Source organism: Microbacterium sp. LKL04, assembly GCF_900102005.1.
Lineage (GTDB): Bacteria > Actinomycetota > Actinomycetes > Actinomycetales > Microbacteriaceae > Microbacterium.
Genome location: NZ_LT627736.1, coordinates 1824955 through 1843538, shown reverse-complemented (window position 1 = coordinate 1843538; position 18584 = coordinate 1824955). Strand labels below are relative to the sequence as shown.

Sequence of the window (18584 nt, the reverse complement as noted above, 5' to 3'; positions counted from 1 at the left end):
CGGAGTCTTCTGAACCTGCACTCGGCACGCCGGACGCCGGCCGCGGGTCAGATCGCGCCGGCGCGGTGGACGGCCGCACCCAGGGGGTGGGCCGTCGTGATCTCGGCCAGGGCGAGGGCGCCGTCGATCCCGACGCCCTGCGGGGCGACGAGCCGCAGCCCCGCGCCCTCGCCGAGCGCGGCCTCGAAGGCGTCATGCAGCGTCCGCGAGGCGAAGACCCCGCCGATCGCGCAGACGTCGAACACCGGCTCGTCGGTGCGCACGCGGCGGACCGCGGTCCGAGCGGACGAGGCGAGTTCGTGCGCCGCGCGGTGAGAGATATCGATCGCGACCTGGTCCCCGGCATCCGCTGCCGCCGCGACCTCGCGCGCGAGCGAGGCGACGACGCGCACGCGATCGTGGTCGGCCTGCAGCGCCATGTAGGCCTGTGTGAGGTCCGGCCAGCGCGACACTGCCGCGTCGGTGAGCATCGTCGCCGGGCCCCGTCCGTCGTAGGCGCGCATGACGGCATCGAGGGCTGCACGTCCGATCCAGTAGCCGCTACCGGCGTCGCCCATGATCCAGCCCCAGCCGTCGACCCGCGCCGTCTCGGTCTCGCCGACGGCGAGGGTGACGACTCCGGTGCCGGCCGCGACGACGGCGCCGTGCCCGTCGCCGAGCGCGCCGAGGAACGACGTCGTCGAGTCGTGCGCGAGCATCGTCGCCCGCACGCCGTCGGCGTGGATCAGCGCGAGCAGCGCATCGGCGTCGGCATCCCGGTCGGTGAGTCCCGAGATCCCCGCCGTCACCACGTCGAGGTCGGAGCCCGTCCGCGTGAGGGTCTCTCGGACGACGTCGGCGAGCTGCGGCAGAAGGGGGATGCCGGTGTGGATGCCGCGGAACGTCAGGTCCTCGCGACGGCTCCCGTCGTCGACCCGCACCTTGATGTCGCTCTGCCCCGCATCGATGGCGAGCACTCGGCGCGCGTTCATCGTCCTCCTCCGGTGGTGGCGCCCGCCAGCGCCCAATACCGCTCGCGCAGGAACTCTCCCGCCGGCTTGCCATATGGACAGTAGTCGTCGTTCCGGTCGGCGGCGTCGGGCGCGTAGAGCTCGGCAGGCCAGTCCCAGAGGAAGTACCCCGACATCCATTCCCTCTCCGCGCACGCGTCGAACATCGCGCGGTAGTAGTCGAGCTGCGCCTGTCCCGACGGAGCGCCCTCGAGAGCCCAGTCGTTCGGTCGCATCGGGGAGTTCTCGCGCGAGGGGCATCCTGCTTCGAGGAAGACGAACGGCTTGCCGGATGCCGCGACCACCGCCTCGATCCGGTCGAGGTTCTCCTGCCACTGATCGATCGGGTAGTAGCCGCTCGAGGAGATCACGTCGACCGCGTCCCACCAGGCGACCCGGTCCTCCTGGTACTTGTCGCAGTTGTACGTCACGAGTCCGGAGTACACCTCCCGCACCGCGCGGATCAGGTCGCGCCAGTGCGCCTCCTGCCCGTCGGCGCGCACCATCTCGCACCCGATGCAGAGCATCGCGCAGCCCTCGGCCTCGGCGATGCGCGCCGCGTCGAGGATGAAGGCGCGGTACGAGGCGAACCACTCCGTCCAGCTCGGCTCACCGGGCACGTCCCAGTCGAAGAAGCCGATGAAGGCGCGCCACGTCCCGTCGGCGACGTTGACGACCGGTTTCAGGCAGACCTTCAGCCCGCGGTCGTGCGCCGCGCGTATCGCATGGACGATCTCGTCCTCGGTGACGGTCGGCTCGTCTCGGAACGGGATTTCGGTCGAGAACGCCGTCGCCTGCTGCGCGGCGTACGCGAGCGCCGTCCAGGTCACGCCGTGGTCGGCCATCGCGTCGAGGGATGCCGCGGCTGCCGGCGTCGTCCACGTTCCGCGGACGCCCGTCCACCCCCACGTCATCCCGCAGACGGGTCCGCCGGGCAGGCTCATCCGGTCACCAGCTGATTGGCGGAGCGGAGCACGCGCGGGTGCGCGAGGGCATCCGTGTCGAGCGCGACGCCGGCGCCGTGGTGGACGACGATGCGTCCGGTCTCGCCGGGCAGCAGCGTGAGCAGACCGTCGGCCGGCTGGGCGGAGGCGTGCACCTTGTCGGCGAGCAGCGAGACGTCGCGGGCGAAGCGCTCCGCCGTGATGCTCACCTCCGTGCCGCCCTCGACGGTGCGCGTCGAGACGGTCAGGCCGGGGTCGCCGAGCGTCGACTCGCGCGGCTCGGCGAAGTACCAGACCCCGCGCGCCGCGTCGGCGTCGACCACGAGCGCCTCGGAAGCGGCATCCGTCGCCGTCGCGAGGTCGGCGTCGATGTCGGCCACCAGCGTTCCGCGGGCCTCGACCTTCACCTCGACCGTCCGGTCGGCGAGCACGTCGCCGCCGAACGAGACGCGTCGGATGCGCAGGGGAGCGCTCCATGCCTCGTCGGTGTCGTTGCCGAGCACGGCGACGAGCCTGCCGTCGCGCGGCTGAACGGTCGCGACGCGGGGTGCGAAGGCGTTCTTGAGCGCGTGGAACAGCGGCTTGACGCGCTCGGCCCCGTCGATCGCGGCCCACGAGGTGACCGGCCAGCAGTCATTGAGCTGCCAGACGACGGCGCCCATGGTGTGCGGCGCCCACGAGCGGAAGTGATCGAGTGCGGCACCGACGGCCAGCGCCTGGTTGAGCTGCATCGCCCAGTGCCAGGTCTCCATGTCGACCGGCATCCGGAAGTGGGGGAGCAGCCCGTTGGTGAGCTTTGCATTCCCCTCCATCGCCTTCTGATGCACGATCATGCCCGGCGATTCCGGCGTCAGCGGAGCGTCGTCGACGGACTCGACGAGCGTCGTCCACGCCGGCGGCGCCTGCCAGCCGAACTCCGCGACGAACCGCGGAGTGTGCTCGCGGTACGTCGGCCAATCACGGCGGTTCCACTGCTCCCAGAGGTGCATGCTGCCGTGTTTCTCGTCGTTCGGGTGAGGGCCCGTCTGGCGACCGGATGCCGCGTCCCAGCCGGTCTCCGGGCTGAAGGGGCTTCCGGGTGCGTACGGGACGTGCGGGGCGAGTTCGGCGATGAGAGCGGGGAACAGCTCGTAGTAGTACGTCGCGCCCCAGCTCTTGCCGTCGAGGCTCAGCTTCCAGCCCCAGTCCTCGAATCCCCAGAGGTTCTCGTTGTTGCCGACGAGCTGCGCGAGCGATGCATGCGAGGAGAGCCGGACGATGTTCTCGCGCGCCTCGGCCTCGATCTCGGAGCGCAGCGGCTCCTCCTCGGGGTACGCCGCGCAGGCGAAGAGGAAGTCCTGCCAGACGAGCAGGCCGAGTTCGTCGGCGAGGTCGTAGAAGTCGTCGGACTCGTAGAGCCCGCCGCCCCAGACTCGGATGAGGTTCACGTTCGCGTCGATCGCCTGGCGGAACCGGCGCTCGTAGCGGTCACGGTCGACGCGTACGGGGAGGGCGTCGTCGGGGATCCAGTTCACGCCCTTCACGAAGACGGGCCGGTCGTTGACGACGAGCGTGTACGGCGTGCCCGCGGCATCCGGTTCGGTGTCCCAGCGGACGGTCCGGAAACCGACCCGTCGGGTCGTCGCATCGACGGCCTCGCCCTGCGCGTGCAGCGAGACCTCGACCGTGTAGAGCGGCTGGTCGCCGTGTCCGACGGGCCACCAGCGACGCGCCGCAGGGAGCTCGACGTCGACGTGACCGTCCTCGCCCACGACGGCGGCGACCGCGGTCGCGTCGTCGTCCAGACCCGGGCCGCTCACGACCGCGCGGACCTCGAGCGGTGTGCCACCGGCATCCGTCCGGTCGATGCGGACGTCCACCGTCACGCGTCCGCCGTCGCCGTCCGGCGTGGCGACGACGCGCGTCTGTGCCAGGCGGGCGGTCGACCACGACTCGAGGCGCACGGGCTTCCAGATGCCGCTCGTGTAGGTCGCGATGCCCCAGTCCCAGCCGAAGCTGCAAGCGGACTTGCGGATCGCTTCATAGGGCAGCGGATACGGGCGCGGCCGGGCGCCGAGTTCGAGGCTCGCCTGGTTCGCGTACGGGACGGGTGCGCGGAAGGCGACCTCGAGGTCGTTGTCGCCGTCTCGCAGGAGCGCAGCCGCCTCGTACCGGTAGGAGCGGTGCTGGTTGGCGACTTCGCCGATCACCGTGCCGTTGAGGCGGACCGTGGCGACCGTGTCGAGTCCCTCGAACACGAGGTCGTGGCGCTCGTTGCCGTCGGGTGTCCAGGCGAACGTCGTCCGGTACGTCCAGTCGACGAGGCCGATCCACGCCAGCAGCGACTCGTTGTCGCCGTGGAACGGGTCGGGGATGAGACCCTCCGCCAGCAGGTCGACGTGGATGCTGCCGGGCACCGCCGCAGGCACGGTGAGACCTTCGAGGGTCTCCGGTGCGGGGCCGGCGGCGACATGGACGGTCCACCCGTCGTGGAGGGGGCGGCGGGAGAGGTGGGTCACTTGACGGCTCCTGAGGTGAGGCCCTGGTAGATCCATCGTTGCAGCACGAGGAAGGCGACCAGTGTCGGGATGATCACGACGAGCGTCCCGGCTGCGATCACCTCCCACTGCGCGCCGAAGGGTCCTTTGAATCGGAAGAGGGACGTGGAGATCATGCCCTCGGAGGGCAGGTAGAGGAAGGGAGCGTAGAACTCGTTGTAGACCGCGATGCCCTTGATGATGACCACCGTCGCGATCGCGGGGCGCAGGAGCGGGAGCACGACGCGCCAGTAGATCGTCCAGCGGTTGGCGCCGTCGATCATCGCCGCCTCGTCGAGAGAGATCGGGATCGACTGCATGAACTGGATGAACAGGTAGATCGCGATGATGTCGGTGCCCATGAAGAGCAGGATCAGGGCGGCCTTCGTGTCGTAGAGGCCGAGGCCGTTCACGAGCTGGAACGTCGCGACTTGACTGGTCACGCCCGGGATGAGGGTCGCGAGCAGGAACAGACCCATGACGAGCTTCTTGCCGCGGAAGGCGAACCGATCGAGGGCGTACGCGGCCATCGTCCCGAGCGCGATCGTCCCGACCAGGGACACGGCGAGCACGATCGTCGTGTTGATGAAGCCCTCGAGCATCTTGCCGCTCGTGAAGGCGGTGACGAAGTTGTCGAAGTTCAGCCAGTTCGACGGCGGATCGAAGGGACCCGTCGCGGCGTACTCGCTCGAGCTCTTCATCGATGCGAACAGCAGCACCGACAGCGGGAGAAGGGTGACGATCGCGGCGATCACGAGGCTCGTGTACTTGGCCGCGGTGGCGCTCATGCTGCCGAGGCGCTGGAGCGGCGTCCGCCCCGAACGGCGGCGGGGGAGCGGGGTGGGCCGCGTCGGCGGCATCAGGGTGGCGGTCATGTCAGGTCCACCTTCTCGTCGGGGAACACGCGTCGCTGGATCCAGGTCACGACCAGCACGATCGCCAGGAGGACGACGGCCATGGCCGAGGCGAGGCCCACTTGACGGAAGGAGAACGCGGTCTGCAGGGTCTGGATCACGAACGTCGCCGAGCCGTTGGCGCCACCGGTCATGATGAACGGCACCTCGAACACCGACAGGCTGCCGGCGATGGCGAGGATGAACGACAGTCCGATGATGCGACGGATGCCGGGGGCGATGATCGACCAGAACTGCTGCCACTTGTTCGCGCCGTCCAGCTCCGCGGCTTCGTACAGCTCCCGGGGGATCGACTGGATCGCGCCCAGGAAGAGCACGAAATTCAGCCCGGTGTAGCGCCAGACGGACGTTCCTGCGAGCGACCAGTTGACGACGTCCGGGTCGCCCAGCCACTTGGGCGGGTCGGCGAGGCCGAACCACCCGAGCACGGTGTCGAGGGTGCCCCCGGGCTGGAACAGGTACAGGAAGACGAACCCGATCGCGACGCCGTTGATCAGGTACGGGAAGAAGAGGATCCCGCGGAAGAGGTTCGAGAACCGGGTCGAGAAGCTGAGGATCACCGCGAAGTAGAGCGCGATGGCCATCTGGAGGAAGGATGCGGCGAAGTAGTAAAGGCTCACCCAGAAGACGCTGAAGATGCGCGGGTCGGTGAAGACCTGGATGTAGTTGTCGATTCCGACGAGATTCTTCTCGAGGTCGATGCCGTCCCAGTCGGTGACCGAGTAGTAGAAGAGGTTCAGCGCCGGCCAGTAGGTGAACAGCAGGAGGAGGCCGACCGCCCCGGAGAGGAACAGCCACGGCGTGAGCCGTTGAACGATCCCGCGTCCCGCCCGGCGCGTCCCGGCGCCGGGGGCACCGGACGCGCGGCGTGAGCCGCGCATCCGACGCCCCCGGGCGGGTGCGGACAGGACCGCAGGGGCATCCGCGGGTGCGGAGCCGGGTGCTGCGATCGCCATCGGGGAACCGTCCTCAGCCGAGCTTCTTCGCCGATGCGCCCCAGCGCTCGTTGAGTTCGGCGAAGTAGCTGTCCTTGTCGCCGTCGGCCGCGCCGCGGGCGATGTCGACGATCTTCTGGCGGTAGAGCGGGCCGTACAGGTCGATCTGCGAATCGTCGGCGATCGCGTTGATCAGGCCCTCCTTGCCGGCGGGAGCGGGGTTGATCTCCATGAGTTCGACCCCCGAGTCCTCGAACCCGGCGAGGTTGGTGGGGAGCGGCTTGTCGATGACGGGCGAGAGCATGCCCTGCGCCTCGGTGTAGCCGGAGTCGGCGACGACCCACTGGATCCACGCCCACGCGGCGGCCTTCGCCTTCGAGTGCTTGCTCACGGCGAGGTTGTAGTCGCCGCCGATGACGGCGTACTGGGTGCCGTCCACGTTGGCGGGGAACGCCATGTATCCGATGTCGTCGGCAGAGCCGCCGTTTGCTTCGGCGGCCGCCTGCATCTGCGAGATGGCCCAGGAGCCGAGGGGCATCGTGGCGATCTTGCCGGTGCCGAGGTCGACCTTCGACTGCTCCCAGTTGGTGGTGAGCGGGTCCTCTTCGGTGAGGCCCGCCGCGACCGTGTCGTAGAGGAAGGAGTCGACCGCGTAGGTGTCGGTGCCCTCGGTCCACGGTGCGGGGTTCTCGGCCATCGTGATGGGAGCGTCGGGGTCGTGGGTGATCGAGCCGAGGTTCCCGAAGGCCTGCGTCAGCGGCCAGCCGTCCTTGTAGTTCGTGTACATCGGGATCGCGTCGGTGTTGTCCTTGACCTTCTGCAGCGTCTCGAGCCAGCCTGCTTCGTCGGTGGGCAGTTCGGTGATGCCCGCCTCGTCGAAGACCTTCTTGTTGTAGACGATGCCGTTGGCGTTGCCGCCGAAGGCGATGCCGTACTGCGTGCCGTCGAAGCTCGCGGCGGGGAGGAACCGGTACGTGTCCTCGAAGGACGAGGTCTCGCCGAGCGGCTCCAGGAACTGCTCGTACTGGTCGGGCTTGATCGCCGGGATGCCGATGACGTCGCCGTAGTTCGTGGTCGACATGCGGGTGAGCATCTCGCCGGCGTAGTCCGTGATCCCCTCGAAAGTCACGTTGACGTCGGGATACTTCTTCTGGAACTCCTTCGCGTATTCGTCGAAGGTGCCGTCCTCGACCAGGTCGGTGCGCCAGGTGACGACCTTGATGTCGCCGGCCACCTCTCCGTCGATCGTGTTGTCGCCAGCGGATTGCGCTCCGCCGCCGGCGCAGCCGGCGAGGGCGATGCCGGCGACGGTGAACGTCGCGATCGCGACGCCGATCCGTGTACGTGCCATGTGTGCGTCTCCTGTCAGGTTCGTCTTCGAAACCACTCGGGTGCGGGTCGGCAACGGCGCCGACGCGGCTCACGTTAGCTCTCGGAGCTACGGCTCACAAGACATGAATGTCAGCGCTGTCTGAAGCTGTCCTGCTACGGGAATGTGATGTCGATTTGGCTCTGATCCGGTATTTATCAACCCGTATGACGACCCATTCGCGGGTTGATGTCGCAGAAATGTCTATCGTCGTCATCTCAGTCGGACTGGTAGTCTGGCGCGGAGGAGGCACAATGACGGTGCAGCAACGGGCCACGCTGGACGATGTCGCACGTCTGGCCGGCGTCAGTTCGAAGACGGTCTCGCGCGTGTTCGCCCAACGCGAGCTCGTCGCCCCCCAGACGGTCGAACGCGTGCTCGCCTCGGCGAAACGGCTGCGGTTCCGGCCCAACAGCCTCGCGCAGGGGCTCCGTCGAGGCGGGAGCCGTACGGTCGGCTTCATCATCGGCGAGCTGAGCAACCCGTTCTACTACAAGGTCGCCGCGGGCATCGAGAAGGAGCTCTCCGCCCACGGGTTCAGCCTCGTCGTCGCCACCACGGACGACACCGAGGAAGGGGAGGGCCGCGTGGCCGACGCGTTGCTGGCGCAGCGGGTCGGAGCGCTCCTGCTCATCCCGGTCGGCGAGGACCAGTCCTACCTCGAGGGCGAACGCCAACTGGGAACCCCGGTGATCGCGATCGACCGCCCGGCGCGCAACCTCGCGGCCGACTCGATCGTCCTCGACAACCGCGTCGCCGTCCTCGAGGCGACCCGGCGGCTGACGACGCGCGGTCACCGTCGCATCGCCTACGTCTGCAACCCGGCGTCCGTCTGGACGCAGTCCGAGCGGCTCGCGGGCTACCGGCAGGCGATGTCGGAGATCGGCGTCGACTCGGCCCGATGGGAGATGCTGGGCGACGACCTCACGATCCCGCCGGTCGATCTCGTCCAGCGTCTCTGGCGGGAGGATGCGGCGCCCACCGCGATCATCGCCGGGAACAACCGGGTGACGGTCGGCGCACTCCGCGCCCTGCGAGCGCGCGGCGACGAGCAGACGGCACTGATCGGCTTCGACGACTTCGACACGGCCGACGTCCTCGGCGTCTCGGTGATCTCCTACGACCCGCTCGAACTCGGCAGACGCGCGGCGACGCTCGCGATGGAGCGGATCGGGGACCCCTCGGGCTTCGTGCGCCAGATCACGCTACCGACGTGGATCATCGAGCGAGGAACGGGCGAGCGCCCGCCCGCGGACGGCTGATCAGATCCGCGCCGCGAGGAACTCCGCCTGCCGCTGCCACTGGTAGGCCTGACCACCCTCGTGCTCATTGAAGGGGAACACCTCGATCTCCTTGTCCGCTCCCGCCCAGGCGTTGAACGCCGCGAACACGGTCGACGGCGGGCAGATCGGGTCGAGCAGGGCGACGGAGAAGAGGGATGCCGCCTGCGCCCGCGCCGCGAAGCTCACCCCGTCGAAGTACGACAGGGTCTCGAAGACGCGCTCCTCCGCACCGCGGTGGACCGCGAGGTAACGGGCCACCTCCTCATAGGGGTCGCGCCCGGTCATGCCCACGGCTCGCCCGAAGTGGCAGAGGAACGGGACGTCGGGCATCGCCGCGACGAGGTCGTCGCTGAGCGCAGCCGCAGCGATCGCGATGCCGCCGCCCTGGCTGCCGCCGCAGACGGCGACGCGGGAGGCATCCACCTCGGGAAGGGAGCGCACCGCGTCGATCGCCCGCACCGCGTCGGTGAAGACGCGACGGTAGTAGTAGGTCTCCGGGTCGTCGATGCCCCGCGTCATGAACCCCGGGAACGCCGGTCCGGCACCGTGGGGATCGGGGGTCGCGCCGCCCGATCCCCAGGCGCTGCCCTGACCGCGGGTGTCCATGAAGAAGTGCGCGTATCCGGATGCCGCCCACTCGAGGCGTTCGAAGGGGAGGCCGCGGCCCCCGCCGTACCCGTTGAACTCGACGACCGCGGGCAGGGCACCGTCGCGCTGGGCCGGAAGCAGCAGCCATCCCTTCACCGGGTCGCCGGCGAACCCGGGGAAGGTGACGTCGAAGGCGTCGATCCCGCGGAGAGGGGTCTCGATCGGGGTGACGACGGGTGATCCGCCCGCCTCCCGTGCACCGGCGACGGTGCTCGACCAGAAGTCGTCGAAGTCCGCGGGGATGCGGATCTCGGGGCGGTAGTCGCGGAGGTCGGACAGGGGCAGATCGAAGCGCGGCACGGCCTCACCCTAGCGGTCGGCGGTCACGGCTGGAGATATCTCGACATCGAGAGAAACCGGGGCGGTGCGATACGCTGAGGAGCATCCGCGACGCCCTTTTCTTGGAGACGACACGTGCCTGATTCCACCATCATCTACACCTACACCGACGAGGCCCCCGCGCTGGCGACGGCGTCCTTCCTGCCGATCGTCGAGGCCTTCGCAGGCAAGGCGGGCGTCGGCATCGACACGCGCGACATCTCGCTCGCGGGCCGCATCCTCGCCCTGTTCCCCGAGAAGCTCACCGCTGAGCAGCAGGTGGGCGACGCGCTCGCCGAGCTCGGGGCCCTCGCGACCCAGCCCGAGGCCAACATCATCAAGCTGCCGAACATCTCGGCATCCATCCCGCAGTTGAAGGCCGCGATCGCCGAGCTGCAGGCCGCCGGCTACGACGTGCCGAACTACCCGGACGAGCCGAAGGACGACGCCGAGAAGGACGTCCGCGCGCGCTACGACCGCGTCAAGGGGTCGGCGGTCAACCCCGTCCTGCGCGAGGGCAACAGCGACCGTCGCGCGCCCCTCTCGGTGAAGAACTACGCCCGCAAGCACCCGCACCGCAACAAGCCCTTCGCCGACGGCAGCAAGACCCGCGTCGCGACCCTGGGGCACGACGACTTCGCGTCGAACGAGGCCTCCACGGTCCTCGAGGGCGACGACGTCCTGTCGGTCCGTTTCACGGGCGAAGACGGCACCGTGACGGAACTCAAGTCCGGCCTGAAGGTCCTCGCCGGCGAGGTCGTCGATGCGACGTTCCTCTCGGCGACCGCACTCGACGCGTTCCTCGCCGACACCGTCGCGCAGGCGCAGGCGGAGGACGTGCTCTACTCCGTGCACCTCAAGGCCACCATGATGAAGGTCAGCGACCCGATCATCTTCGGTCACGTCGTCCGCGCATTCTTCGCCGACGTGTTCTCGCGCTTCGGCGACACGCTCGCGGCGGCGGGGCTCACTCCCAACGACGGGCTCGGCGCGATCCTCGCCGGTCTCGCCCACGTCGAGGGCGGCGAGGAGATCCGCGCGGCGTTCGATGCGGCGATCGCCGCCGGCCCGCGGCTGTCGTACGTCAACTCCGACAAGGGCATCACGAACCTGCACGTCCCGTCCGACGTGATCGTGGACGCCTCGATGCCGGCGCTCATCCGCAACGGCGGCAAGTTGTGGGGCGCCGACGGCGGCGAGGCCGACACGATCGCCGTGATCCCGGACTCCTCCTACGCCGGGGTCTACCAGGCGACCATCGACGACGTGATCGCGAACGGTCCCCTCGACCCCGCCACGATCGGCTCCGTGCCGAACGTCGGCCTCATGGCGCAGGCCGCCGAGGAGTACGGCTCGCACGACAAGACGTTCGAGATCTCCGCGGCGGGCACCGTCGAGGTCGTCTCGGCCGCCGGCGAGGTCCTCCTCTCGCACGCCGTGCAGCCGGGAGATATCTGGCGCGCGACCCAGACCAAGGACATCGCGATCCGCGACTGGGTGAAGCTCGCCGTCACGCGCGCCCGCGCGACCGGCGATCCGGCCGTGTTCTGGCTCGACGAGAGCCGTGCCCACGACGCGAACCTCATCGCCAAGGTGAAGGCCTACCTCGCCGACCACGACACCGAGGGGCTCACGATCGAGATCCTCGCGCCGGCCGACGCGACCCGGTACTCGCTCGAGCGCATCCGCCGCGGCGAGGACACCATCTCGGTCACCGGCAACGTGCTCCGCGACTACCTGACCGACCTGTTCCCGATCCTCGAGGTCGGCACGAGCGCCAAGATGCTCTCGATCGTCCCGCTGCTCGCCGGCGGCGGACTGTTCGAGACCGGTGCGGGCGGCTCCGCCCCGAAGCACGTGCAGCAGCTCGTGGAGGAGAACTACCTCCGGTGGGACTCCCTGGGTGAGTTCTTCGCGCTGGCGGCATCCTTCGAGCACCTCGCCGATTACACCGGCAACGCGCACGCCAAGGTCCTCGCCGATACGTTGGACGCTGCCACCGGCACCTTCCTCGAGGAGAACAAGTCGCCCGGCCGCGCCCTCGGCACGATCGACAATCGCGGCAGCCACTTCTACCTGGCCACCTACTGGGCGCAGGAGCTCGCCCGTCAGACGGCCGACGCCGAGCTGGCTGCGGCGTTCGCCCCGGTCGCCGAGGCGCTCACCTCGAACGAGGAGACGATCGTCGCCGAGCTGGTCGCCGTCCAGGGTTCGCCCGCCGAGATCGGCGGGTACTACCGTCCCGACACCGCGCTGGTCGAGAAGGTCATGCGCCCGTCGGCGACGCTGAACGGCATCATCGACGGACTCTGATCCGACCGACGGATGCCCCGGCCGCGAAAGCGGGCCGGGGCATCCGTGCGTTGGGGGGAGTGTCAGAGACGGATCTGCGCGACGACCTCGCCGTACTCGGTCTCGTCGACGGGGGTGAAGCCGACGCGGCGGAAGAACGCGTCGGGTCCGCCCTCGCCGGCTTCGTAGATCACGTTCACGTGATCGAAGCCGCGGGCGCGCGCCTCGTCGACGAGCTGGTCGACGGCGTAGCGACCGACGCCGCGGCCCTGATCGTCGGCATCCACGTTGATCCGCCACAGAACCGAGCGGAAGTGCTCGTGCGGGGCGTCCTCGTCGAAGCCGGCGCTCACGAAACCGACGACCTCGTCGCCGTCGAGGATCACTCGCTGCCACGACGTGGCGGGATCGACGACGGTCGCTGCGATCGCATAGCTCTCGGGTGCGATGAAGCGTTCCTGGCCCGGCTTGAGCGAGAGGGTGTTCACGGCGACGATCGTCGACGCCGACAGTTCTTCCACGCGGAGGTCAGCCATGAGCACAGGCTAACCGTGATCGGTGTCCTGCGCACAGGACGGATGCCGAGGATCCGGAATGTGTCAGGCGTGGATCCAGACGTCGCCGCCGTCGGGCATCCAGTCGTACAGCTTCTTCGCGAGGGCGGGCGGCATGTTGACGCAGCCGGCGCTCATCTGGTTACCGAAGTTGTCGTGCCAGTACGCGCCGTGGAAGGCCTGATTGCCGTTGAAGTACATGACCCAGGGGACGTCGGGCTGCGTGTACTTCGAGCCCGTGTCGCGCGACGTGCCCTTCATGTCCTGGAGCGGGGTGCGCCATCCGATCGAGTAGTGACCCTGATAGGTGACGGCGCCGTCCCGGCCGCTCGAGATGAGCCAGGTGTCGACGACCTTGCCGTTCTCCTTGAGGTACAGGCGCTGCTCTCCGAGATCCACTTCGGCCAGGCGGACGGTGCTGACCGTGCTGCGCGCCGTGACATCGGCAGCCAGATCGTACGAGGCATCGCCGGCGGCGAGCTGGTCGGCGAAGTCGCGCGCCACATTCGACGTGTCACCCAGCGCTCGGCCGTCCTGCCCCTCGACCAGCGTCGCGAGAACCGTTCCGGCCTCGTTCGAGAGGACGTTCGCGTCGACCGGGTCCTGGTTGACCTGGTCGGGAAGGGTGTCGACGGCGGTCTGGATCGCTGCGGCATCCACCGTGAAGGAGAACGTGCCGGTCTCGTCGGCTGCCACATCCACCCACGACGCGAGCGTGTCGGCGGTCACGGGGACGGCGCGGTCGTCGCCCACGTAGAAGCCCGCCTCGGCGATCATGTCGTTCAGGCTCGAGGCGCTCGTCTCGGCCGCGGCCGTCGTGACGACCGAGGCGACGGCTTCCGGGGTGGGGTCGACGGTCGCCGTGCCGGCGCCCGTCGACAGGGCCGACTGGAGGGCGCCGCGCACGGCGTCGAGCGAGACGCCCGTCCCGTCGACGGCAGGCGTCACCGCATAAGCGCCGTCCTGGAACGTCACCGCAGCGGGAGTCGGGTCGGTGTAGGCGTCGGGCAGGGCCGCGCGCAGCGCATTCGCCGCCCGGTCGGCGTCGAGGCTCACGTCGGGGGTGCCGTACTCGGCGAACCACGCGGTCACGTTCCACATCGGGCTGCCCGCGAACGCCGCGTCCGCCAGAGCTGAGGCGTCGACGGTCGCACCGAGGTCGGCGGCCGAAACGGTGGGACCGCCTTCACCGAGGGTCACCTCGATGTCGGCCAGGCGGGACGAGATCGACTCCGCCGCTGCACCGGACGTCTGTCCCCCGACAGGAACGCCGGCTGCGGTCGTGCCCGGTGCGATCAGGACGAGCGAGCACACGGTCGCCGCGGCCACGACGGCGGCTGCCGGGACGCCGATCTTCAGCCACAGGCGGCGGGGCTTGCGGGCCGGCTCGGTGGGCGCCCAGCGCACGTCGACGGGGGCGTCGGAGACGACGGTGGCGTCGGCGTCCTGGCGTGTGATGGTCTCGGACATCGATCTCCCCCGAGCTGCTGCCCGGCGTCCCGGACGCCACGGGGATCCGGGGTCTCGTCGCCAGGGCGAATGTCGCTTCACAAAAGGGTACGCGACCAGGGGTGCGTCCGGCTCACCGCGCGCATAGATCGTGATATTCGGAGACGCCGGAACGGATGCGGTCGGTCGCCTCGCCGAGACCCGTGACGCCGTCGAGGTCGCCGTCCGCGGCGGCGGAGGTCGCCGTCGCGAGGACGTCGAACCCCGACCGGAGGTCGGCGACGACGGCGGCCACACGGGCGTTGTGGATCGACGGCGCGAGCTCCTCCAACTGCGCGCGGACGCTCGCGGTGGCGTTCGCGGCGGTGGACGGGTCGGTGGCATCCGCATCGGCGAACGCTGTCATCGCATCGTCGACGGCGGTGGCGACGGCCTCGCATGCGGAGGCGACACTCTGCTTCTCGCCGTGGTGGTCCGCGGGTGAACACGCCGCGCAGACGGCGGCGACGCATCCGGCGGTCAGGAACACGCCGACGGCGCGGGCGGAGCGGGATGCGGACACGTCGGGCCTCCTCGGGGTCGGGACCGTTCGAGCCTGCCACGGCTTCGCTGGAGGAACCGTGGACCCGGGTGTGCACGGCGGGTGGCATCGGCCGTCCTCCGGGCTTATGGTGTGCCCATGCAGCGCACAACGGTGTGGTCGTGGCTCTTCGGCGGGTTCCTGCTCCTCGGGCAGGGCCTCCTCGGGGTGCTCGCCGCCATCGCCACCGGATCGGGGAACGCGGCGGCCGTGCCGTACGAGGTGGGGGCCGCCGTCCTCGCCGCCGGAGCCTGCGTCGTCTACGCCTTCGGGCTCCGGCCCGCGGACAGTGTGGTCGCACGGCGACCCGCCGGGATGGCGATACTGCTCGCTCTCGGAGGGTTCGTCCTCGTCCGCGCCGTCTGGTGGGCGGGGCCGACCGGGTACGCCGCAGGCCCCGCTGCGGAGCCGACGGCCGCGCTCGGTGCGATCGTCTCCTACATCCTCGCGATCGGCGGCGCGATCGCGATCCTGCGCATCGGCGTCATCCCTCGCCCCTGGAGCTGGATCCCGCTCGCGGCGATCACGCTCGGGTTGGGGCTCGCCGTCGTCTTCGCGGCCGTCACCATCGTGGCTCCCGGGATCGGAGGCCCCGTCGGCGTCCTCCCCGCGACCATTCCCGCGGTCGTCGGCATCGTGTCGATGGTGCTCGCCGTCACGACCCAGCCGGCACCGGATCGGGGATCGCGGACGCCGTCGGGCGCGGCCGTGCGTCACGGCTGAGCGGCGAACACCTTCCCGGGGTTGAGGATGCCGGCCGGGTCGAAGACGGTCTTGATCCCCCGCTGCAGGGTCCACTGATCCGCGCCGAGTTCGTCGGCGAGCCAGCGGCTCTTGAGGACGCCGATGCCGTGTTCGCCCGTCAGGGTACCGCCGAGGGCGATGGCCGCGCGGAACAGGGCATCCGCTGCCTGCCACACGCGCTCGGGAACCTCGTCCCCGTTGAAGACGAAGTTGGGATGCAGGTTGCCGTCGCCCGCGTGGCAGACGGTCGGGATAGTCAGGTCGTACTGCGCCTCGATGCGGGCGATCTCGTCGAACATCGCGGGGAGCGCGCTCCGCGGCACGGAGACGTCCTCGATGAGCGCCGTGCCGAGGCTCTCCATCGCCGGATGCATCGCGCGACGCACCGCCCACAGCTGCGCGGCTTCCGCGTCGTCGGCGGCGAGGCGGACCGCGCCGCCGGCTGAGGTCAGGACGGCCGCGATCGCCGCCTGCTCCGCGGCGGCGGCGACGCCGTCGGTCTGCACCGTCAGCTGGGTCGCGCCGGGCGTCGGGGCGGGAAGGCCCAGGAGCGCATGCGCGGCCGCCAGGCTCACGGCATCCATCAGCTCCATGATCGCGGGCTGCGCGCCGGACGCGGTCACCGCCGCGGCGCCGGCGGCGGCCGTCCGGACGTCGGGGAACTGCGAGGTCAAGGTGCGGGTCTCGCCGGGGACGAGACGGCGGAGCTTGAGGGTCGCGCCGACGACGACGCCGAGGGTCCCCTCGGATCCGATCATGAGCGCGGTGAGGTCGTATCCGGTGACCCCCTTCACGCTGCGGTGGCCCGTCGAGATGAGCCGGCCGTCGGCGAGGACGACGTCCAGGGCGAGGACGGCGTCGCGGACGACTCCGTACTTGGCGCACAGGAGCCCGCCCGCGCCCGTCGCGATGTTGCCACCGACGGTCGAGATCTCGCGGCTGGCCGGGTCGGGCGCCCACCATACGCCGTACGGCGCGAGAGCGCGCCCGAGGTCGGCGTTGAGGATGCCGGGCTCCACCACGGCGAGGAGGTCGTCGGGGCGGACCTCGAGGACTCGGTTCATGTCGCGCACCGACAGGGCGATCTCGCCCTCGCCGGTGTTCGCTCCGCCGGCGAGGCCCGTCCCGGCGCCGCGGGTCACGACCGGCGTTCCGGTCTCGGAGGCGATCCGCATCGTGGTCTGCACATCTGAGACGGATGCCGCGTGCACGACCGCGAGCGGCCGTCCGGCCGCGCGGTGACCCGACTTGTCAGCCCGGGCCGCATCGAGAGCCGCCGCCGACGTGTCGACGCGCTCGCCGAGCGCATCGCGGAGGAGGGCGGCGACGTCGGTCACGACAGGCGTCGGCGTCCCGCGAGGACGCCGACCACGACGGCAACCACCGCGAAGCCGAGTCCGATCCAGGCCTGCCCCGCGCTCCACCAGGCGATCGTCGCCGACAGGTAGATGAGCAGTTCGACGAGTCCGCGCACGAAGGGGTGCACGCGGATGACGGCGCGCGGCGAGGCGAACAGGCCCCACACGATGAGCGTCGCGAGGGGCGCGGCGATGCCGAAGACGATGTTCCAGGGGAGCTCCCACGCGGTGAAGCCCCAGATGGCGAGCGACGCGACCGCGAACAGGGTGCACAGGAAGCTGAGGAGATCGAGGGCCGACAGCCTCTCGGCACGGGCGGCCGGTGCGGGCTCCGCGGGTCGTTCGGGCCGGACGTGGGGGAGCTCGGACATGCCTCGATTCTACGGGGGCGGCGGCGGCGACCGGAGTGTAACGAGTTTGTTAAGACTGCTTGCAAATAGGGGTTGGGCACTTGCGTGGTGACTATTGGTAAGGCTTACTAACAAACATGCCGACGCCGACCCGATCCGCCGCCGTAACCCGTTCCAGACGCGCCGCGGGCAAGATCCTTCCGGAGCACGCCCGGGCGCACAACCGCGCGCTCGTGCTGCAGTCGCTCTTCTCCGAGGGTGCGATGAGCCGGGCCGACCTCGCGCGTGAGACCGGGCTGACGAGGGTCACCGTGTCGGACCTCGTCGGGTCGCTCATGGACGACGGGTACGTCGTCGAGCGGGGTCTGCGGGAGGCATCCGGTCCCGGAAAGCCCGCCATCCTCGTGGACATCGCCCGCGACGGTCACCGCATCGTCGGGCTCGATCTGTCGGGCAGCGAGAGCTTTCTCGGCGCGGTGCTCACCCTCGACGGCGAGATCGTCGCGCGACACAGCGTCCCCGTCCCCGCACGCCCGTCCGACGTCCTCGAGGCGATCATCGGCCTCGCTCGCACGGTCGTGGCCGACGCACATGCGCCCGTCCTGGGGCTCGGCGTCGGGACTCCCGGCGTCGTGGACGACCGCGGCGTCGTCCTCGCCGCACCCGGGTTCGGCTGGTCGGATCTGGACCTCGCCGCAGCCCTCGAGGCGGAGGTCGGACTCCCCGTACTCGTCGCCAACGACGCGAACGCCGCGGTCCTCGCCGAGCACACGTTCGGCGGCGCCGGCGACGACGTGATCCTCGTGCGCGTCGGCCGCGGTGTCGGTGCGGGCCTGCTGACCGGGGGAGAGCCGCTCGCCGGCGCCCGCTTCGCCGCCGGCGAGATCGGTCACGTCACCGTCGGCACAGACGGCGGTCCCGCCTGCGCCTGCGGCAAGATCGGATGCCTCGAAGCGTGGCTCGCGGTCCCCGCCCTCACCGCGCGTCTGGCCGCGACCGACGACCCCGACAGCGTCCTCCGCGACGCCGGGGAGCGACTCGGCATCGCCCTGGCGCCGATCGTCGGAGCGCTCGACCTTTCGGAGATCGCGCTCTCGGGGCCTGCCGACCTCCTCGGAGGGGCTCTCGCCGACGCCGCGGCGAAGACGGTCCGCACCCGCACCCTCGCCACGTTCCACGACGGGCTCCAGGTCCGCATGTCGACCCACAGCGAGGATATCGTCCTCCGCGGCGCGGCCGTCATGGTCCTGTCCGGCCGTCTCGGAGTCTCCTGATCCGCACCACCCGCACCACCCGCATCCGCGACGGCTCGACCGGGCCGCCGCATCCCACACAGTGAAG

16 protein-coding genes are annotated in these 18584 nt (G+C 70.1%); 4 read left to right on the top strand and 12 right to left on the bottom strand.

Annotated features, from left to right (window positions below; translation table 11 throughout):
* Positions 1 to 47 precede the first annotated feature (47 nt).
* From BLP38_RS09055 to BLP38_RS09030, 6 genes are read right to left on the bottom strand one after another with little or no spacing between them, the layout of a single operon-like run.
* Positions 48 to 971 carry an N-acetylglucosamine kinase gene (locus BLP38_RS09055; protein WP_091356305.1) on the bottom strand — a complete coding sequence of 308 codons (924 nt, stop codon included), beginning with the start codon at positions 969 to 971 and terminating at the stop codon, positions 48 to 50.
* Complete coding sequence (locus BLP38_RS09050; RefSeq protein WP_442922925.1) at positions 968 to 1933, bottom strand: glycoside hydrolase family 113; 966 nt, start codon at positions 1931 to 1933, stop codon at positions 968 to 970. The genes BLP38_RS09055 and BLP38_RS09050 overlap by 4 nt, the downstream gene beginning before the upstream one ends.
* On the bottom strand, positions 1930 to 4431 hold the full coding sequence (locus BLP38_RS09045) for a glycoside hydrolase family 2 protein (RefSeq protein WP_091356297.1): 2502 nt from the start codon (positions 4429 to 4431) through the stop codon (positions 1930 to 1932). Before BLP38_RS09045 ends, BLP38_RS09050 begins: the two co-directional genes overlap by 4 nt.
* Positions 4428 to 5324, bottom strand: coding sequence for a carbohydrate ABC transporter permease (locus BLP38_RS09040; RefSeq protein ID WP_091356293.1), 897 nt, complete (start codon positions 5322 to 5324; stop codon positions 4428 to 4430). Before BLP38_RS09040 ends, BLP38_RS09045 begins: the two co-directional genes overlap by 4 nt.
* Positions 5321 to 6319: a carbohydrate ABC transporter permease gene (locus tag BLP38_RS09035; protein ID WP_091356290.1), complete on the bottom strand. Its 999-nt coding sequence runs from the start codon at positions 6317 to 6319 to the stop codon at positions 5321 to 5323. The genes BLP38_RS09040 and BLP38_RS09035 overlap by 4 nt, the downstream gene beginning before the upstream one ends.
* 13 nt (positions 6320 to 6332) lie before the next feature.
* A complete protein-coding gene (locus BLP38_RS09030) occupies positions 6333 to 7649 on the bottom strand; it encodes an ABC transporter substrate-binding protein (RefSeq protein WP_091356287.1) in 1317 nt (438 codons plus the stop codon).
* A gap of 272 nt (positions 7650 to 7921) precedes the next feature.
* On the opposite strand from BLP38_RS09030, the gene BLP38_RS09025 reads away from it, so the two are divergent.
* Positions 7922 to 8929, top strand: a complete 1008-nt coding sequence (locus tag BLP38_RS09025) for a LacI family DNA-binding transcriptional regulator (RefSeq protein ID WP_091356284.1) — start codon at positions 7922 to 7924, stop codon at positions 8927 to 8929.
* Here BLP38_RS09025 and BLP38_RS09020 read toward each other — a convergent pair whose 3' ends face one another.
* Entirely contained in the window at positions 8930 to 9898 is a 969-nt protein-coding gene (locus tag BLP38_RS09020) for an acetylxylan esterase (RefSeq protein ID WP_091356281.1), read from the bottom strand.
* A 114-nt stretch (positions 9899 to 10012) separates the two neighbouring features.
* On the opposite strand from BLP38_RS09020, the gene BLP38_RS09015 reads away from it, so the two are divergent.
* Positions 10013 to 12229 (top strand): NADP-dependent isocitrate dehydrogenase, encoded by a 2217-nt coding sequence (locus BLP38_RS09015; RefSeq protein WP_091356279.1) that lies wholly within the window; start codon positions 10013 to 10015, stop codon positions 12227 to 12229.
* Between the two features lie 62 nt (positions 12230 to 12291).
* On the opposite strand, the gene BLP38_RS09010 is transcribed toward BLP38_RS09015, so the two are convergent.
* The 3 genes from BLP38_RS09010 to BLP38_RS09000 all read right to left on the bottom strand — a co-directional run bounded on the left by BLP38_RS09010 (position 12292) and on the right by BLP38_RS09000 (position 14773).
* Positions 12292 to 12744, bottom strand: coding sequence for a GNAT family N-acetyltransferase (locus tag BLP38_RS09010; protein ID WP_091356275.1), 453 nt, complete (start codon positions 12742 to 12744; stop codon positions 12292 to 12294).
* Between the two features lie 63 nt (positions 12745 to 12807).
* The gene (locus BLP38_RS09005) at positions 12808 to 14232 is read right to left on the bottom strand and encodes a L,D-transpeptidase family protein (RefSeq protein ID WP_091356273.1); all 1425 of its coding nucleotides are present in this window, start codon (positions 14230 to 14232) and stop codon (positions 12808 to 12810) included.
* A 112-nt stretch (positions 14233 to 14344) separates the two neighbouring features.
* Entirely contained in the window at positions 14345 to 14773 is a 429-nt protein-coding gene (locus tag BLP38_RS09000) for a hypothetical protein (protein ID WP_091356271.1), read from the bottom strand.
* Positions 14774 to 14890: 117 nt separating this feature from the next.
* On the opposite strand from BLP38_RS09000, the gene BLP38_RS08995 reads away from it, so the two are divergent.
* Positions 14891 to 15514 carry a hypothetical protein gene (locus BLP38_RS08995; RefSeq protein WP_091359713.1) on the top strand — a complete coding sequence of 208 codons (624 nt, stop codon included), beginning with the start codon at positions 14891 to 14893 and terminating at the stop codon, positions 15512 to 15514.
* Here the strand turns inward: BLP38_RS08995 and BLP38_RS08990 are convergent.
* Positions 15505 to 16872: an FAD-binding oxidoreductase gene (locus BLP38_RS08990; RefSeq protein ID WP_091356268.1), complete on the bottom strand. Its 1368-nt coding sequence runs from the start codon at positions 16870 to 16872 to the stop codon at positions 15505 to 15507. The two genes, BLP38_RS08995 and BLP38_RS08990, sit on opposite strands and share 10 nt — an antisense overlap.
* Complete coding sequence (locus tag BLP38_RS08985; protein WP_091356265.1) at positions 16869 to 17264, bottom strand: YrdB family protein; 396 nt, start codon at positions 17262 to 17264, stop codon at positions 16869 to 16871. The genes BLP38_RS08990 and BLP38_RS08985 overlap by 4 nt, the downstream gene beginning before the upstream one ends.
* Positions 17265 to 17380: 116 nt before the next feature.
* On the opposite strand from BLP38_RS08985, the gene BLP38_RS08980 reads away from it, so the two are divergent.
* A complete protein-coding gene (locus tag BLP38_RS08980; RefSeq protein WP_091356260.1) occupies positions 17381 to 18517 on the top strand; it encodes an ROK family transcriptional regulator in 1137 nt (378 codons plus the stop codon).
* Positions 18518 to 18584: the final 67 nt, after the last annotated feature.

What these genes read in the sequence shown, in the direction of transcription:
- BLP38_RS09055 (WP_091356305.1), bottom strand. Translation starts at nt 971, where the DNA reads ATGAACGCGCGCCGAGTGCTCGCCATCGATGCGGGGCAGAGCGACATC.
- BLP38_RS09050 (WP_442922925.1), bottom strand. Translation starts at nt 1,933, where the DNA reads ATGAGCCTGCCCGGCGGACCCGTCTGCGGGATGACGTGGGGGTGGACG.
- BLP38_RS09040 (WP_091356293.1), bottom strand. Translation starts at nt 5,324, where the DNA reads ATGACCGCCACCCTGATGCCGCCGACGCGGCCCACCCCGCTCCCCCGC.
- BLP38_RS09035 (WP_091356290.1), bottom strand. Translation starts at nt 6,319, where the DNA reads ATGGCGATCGCAGCACCCGGCTCCGCACCCGCGGATGCCCCTGCGGTC.
- BLP38_RS09030 (WP_091356287.1), bottom strand. Translation starts at nt 7,649, where the DNA reads ATGGCACGTACACGGATCGGCGTCGCGATCGCGACGTTCACCGTCGCC.
- BLP38_RS09025 (WP_091356284.1), top strand. Translation starts at nt 7,922, where the DNA reads ATGACGGTGCAGCAACGGGCCACGCTGGACGATGTCGCACGTCTGGCC.
- BLP38_RS09010 (WP_091356275.1), bottom strand. Translation starts at nt 12,744, where the DNA reads ATGGCTGACCTCCGCGTGGAAGAACTGTCGGCGTCGACGATCGTCGCC.
- BLP38_RS09005 (WP_091356273.1), bottom strand. Translation starts at nt 14,232, where the DNA reads ATGTCCGAGACCATCACACGCCAGGACGCCGACGCCACCGTCGTCTCC.
- BLP38_RS08995 (WP_091359713.1), top strand. Translation starts at nt 14,891, where the DNA reads ATGCAGCGCACAACGGTGTGGTCGTGGCTCTTCGGCGGGTTCCTGCTC.
- BLP38_RS08985 (WP_091356265.1), bottom strand. Translation starts at nt 17,264, where the DNA reads ATGTCCGAGCTCCCCCACGTCCGGCCCGAACGACCCGCGGAGCCCGCA.
- BLP38_RS08980 (WP_091356260.1), top strand. Translation starts at nt 17,381, where the DNA reads ATGCCGACGCCGACCCGATCCGCCGCCGTAACCCGTTCCAGACGCGCC.